At 71.3% G+C, this 2527-nt stretch carries 3 protein-coding genes; 2 read left to right on the top strand and 1 reads right to left on the bottom strand.

Annotated elements, in window-relative coordinates; genetic code table 11:
• On the bottom strand, positions 1-572 hold a 572-nt coding region (locus QH283_RS28515), incomplete at its 3' end, for a DUF6542 domain-containing protein (RefSeq protein ID WP_348538321.1).
• 94 nt (positions 573-666) lie between these two features.
• Between QH283_RS28515 and QH283_RS28510 the strand changes: the two genes are divergently transcribed.
• Together QH283_RS28510 and QH283_RS28505 are read left to right on the top strand one after the other, a co-directional pair.
• Positions 667-1938 (top strand): exonuclease SbcCD subunit D, encoded by a 1272-nt coding sequence (locus tag QH283_RS28510; protein WP_280506026.1) that lies wholly within the window; start codon positions 667-669, stop codon positions 1936-1938.
• Positions 1935-2527: SMC family ATPase (locus tag QH283_RS28505; protein ID WP_280506025.1), on the top strand; the 593-nt coding region annotated here is incomplete at its 3' end. The genes QH283_RS28510 and QH283_RS28505, both read left to right, overlap by 4 nt.

Raw genomic sequence — 2527 nt, 5'->3', positions numbered from 1 at the left:
TTCTTCCTGGGGGGGGCGGGCTCGGCCGGGTCCGGCTCGGCGCGCTCGGGCCGCGCCGGACGCTTGGGCGCTCCGCGCCCGGTTTGCCTGCCCGCTGCCCGCTTGGCCTCGCCGCGCCGCTCGGGCATGCGTCCGTTCTCCCTGCGGTAGGCGAAGGTCCGGTAGGCGCCGATCGCCCACACCAGCACGGAGGCGACCATCATCGTGGGGAAACGGTTGACCAGCGGGATCGCCAGATTCAGCAGCAGGTCCTTGAGACCACTCCCGCCGCCGCTGAGCTGGCGGTAGGCCAGCGGAACCGCGAAGAACAGCAGAAGCGGGGGCAGCACCATCGTGGTGAACAGTCCGCGCATCCGCACCGCGAGAACAGCGGCGACACAACCGACGACATACAGCGCGGAGAACGTTCCGGTGAGCTCGGTGTTGTCGCCGCTCGCATCGAGCAGGAACCCCAGGAGCGTGCAGCCGACCGCGATGAGGACCGCCGACCACGCGGGCACGCCCGGCACGGTCGGCAGGATCGATCGTTGCAGCGCGGGCACCCGGGATCGCACACGTTGGGAAGCAGCCACCCCAAGACACTAACCGGGTGAGATTTGTGGCGTCGATCTGCCGCGCGGGGGTGTGATCGACACATGTCGGTGCCGACGCCTACCGTGTCCGCTCATGCGGGTGCTGCACACATCGGATTGGCATGTGGGGCGGACGTTCCACGGCGTCGACCTCCTGGTCGACCAGGCACGTGCGCTGGCCGCTGTCGCCGAGCTGGTGGCGGAGGAATCGGTGGACGTGGTGGTGGTCCCCGGCGACGTCTACGACCGCTCGATTCCCAGCGCCGACGCCATCGGCGTCTGCACTCGCGGCCTGGAGGCGATCGCCGCGGCCGGGGCGAAGATCGTCGCCACCTCCGGCAACCACGACTCCCCGGCCCGCCTCGGGGCGGGCGCCAGCTTCGCGGCCGCGGGCGGGCTGTATCTACGGACCAGGGTGGCCGATTGCGATCGGCCGGTCGTGCTGTCCGACCAGCACGGAGAGGTCGCCTTCTACGGCATCCCCTATCTCGAGCCGGAGGTGGTGCGCGCCGAACTGGAGGTGCCCCGCGCCCGCTCGCACGCCGAGGTGCTCGAGGTGGTGATGGAACGCATCCGCGCGGATCTGGCCGCCCGGCCCGGCGCCCGCTCGGTGGTGCTCGCGCACGCCTTCGTGGTCGGCGGCGAGGCGACCGGTTCGGAGCGATCGATCTCGGTGGGCGGCGTGGAGACCGTGCCGATGTCGATCTTCGACGAGATCGACTATGTGGCCCTCGGTCACCTGCACTCGCCGCAGGCCCTCGCGGAGTCGGTGCGCTACTCGGGCTCGCCGCTGCCGTACTCGTTCGGGGAGTCCACGCACCGTAAAGCGGTCTGGATCGTGGATCTGGACGAATCGGGCCTGTCCGAGGTCCGCAGGCGCGACCTCCCGACGGTCCGGGGGCTCTCCCGGCTCACCGGCACGCTCGACGAACTGCTGGGCGACCCCGCCCACGAGGCCGCCGTCGAGCACTATGTGTCCGCGACCCTCACCGACCACGCCCGGCCCCTCGACGCCATGCGCAGGTTGCGCGAGCGCTTCCCGCACGCGGTCCACGTGGAATGGGTTCGCCCCGACGCCGACTCGGTGCTGCGCTATCGCGAGCGGGTGCGCGGGCGCGACGACGCGGAGGTGGCGCGCGGCTTCCTCACCGATGTCCGCGGCGAGCCCTCGGCCTCGGAGGTGCGGTGGATGGAACGCGCCCTGGCCGCGGCGGTCGGGGAATCCGAGCGGGCGACGGTGCTCGGCGGCGATCCCGGCAGCGGCGATCCCGGCAGCGGTGATCAGGGCAGCGGTGATCAGGGGAGCACCCGTCAGCAGAGCGGCGATCGAGATGGCGGCGACGAGGAAGGAGCACTGACGGCATGAGGCTGCACCGGCTGGAGATGACGGCCTTCGGCCCGTTCGCCGCCACCACCACGGTGGATTTCGACAGCCTCGGCGCCGACGGCCTGTTCCTGCTGCACGGGCAGACCGGCGCGGGCAAGACCACCGTCCTCGACGCCATCGCCTTCGCCCTCTACGGTCGTGTCCCCGGTGCGCGCGGCGAGAGCAGGCGCCTGCACTCCGACCACGCCCCCGCGGGCACCCCGCCGAGGGTCGTGCTGGAGGCCACCCTCGGCGGCAGGCGGCTGCGCCTGACCCGTTCCCCGGAGTTCGAGCGACCCAAGATGCGCGGCAGCGGTTTCCGCACCGAGCAGCCCAAGGCCACCCTGGAGTGGCTCGACGGCCGAGGGGAGAACCTCTCCCGCATACCCGACATCGGTGAGGAGATCGTGCGGCTGCTCGGGATGAGCGCCGACCAGTTCTTCCAGGTGGTCCTGTTGCCGCAGGGCGATTTCGCGCGCTTCCTGCGCGCCGAGAACGACGAGCGCGAGAAGTTGCTGGAAAGGCTGTTCGACACCCGCCGTTTCGGTGTCGCCGAACAGTGGCTCGCCGACCGCAGGCGAGCCGCCCG

It is taken from the genome of Nocardia farcinica (assembly GCF_029867845.1).
GTDB classification, from domain to species: Bacteria; Actinomycetota; Actinomycetes; order Mycobacteriales; family Mycobacteriaceae; genus Nocardia; species Nocardia farcinica_A.
This window is presented reverse-complemented; position numbering and strand designations above follow the sequence as displayed.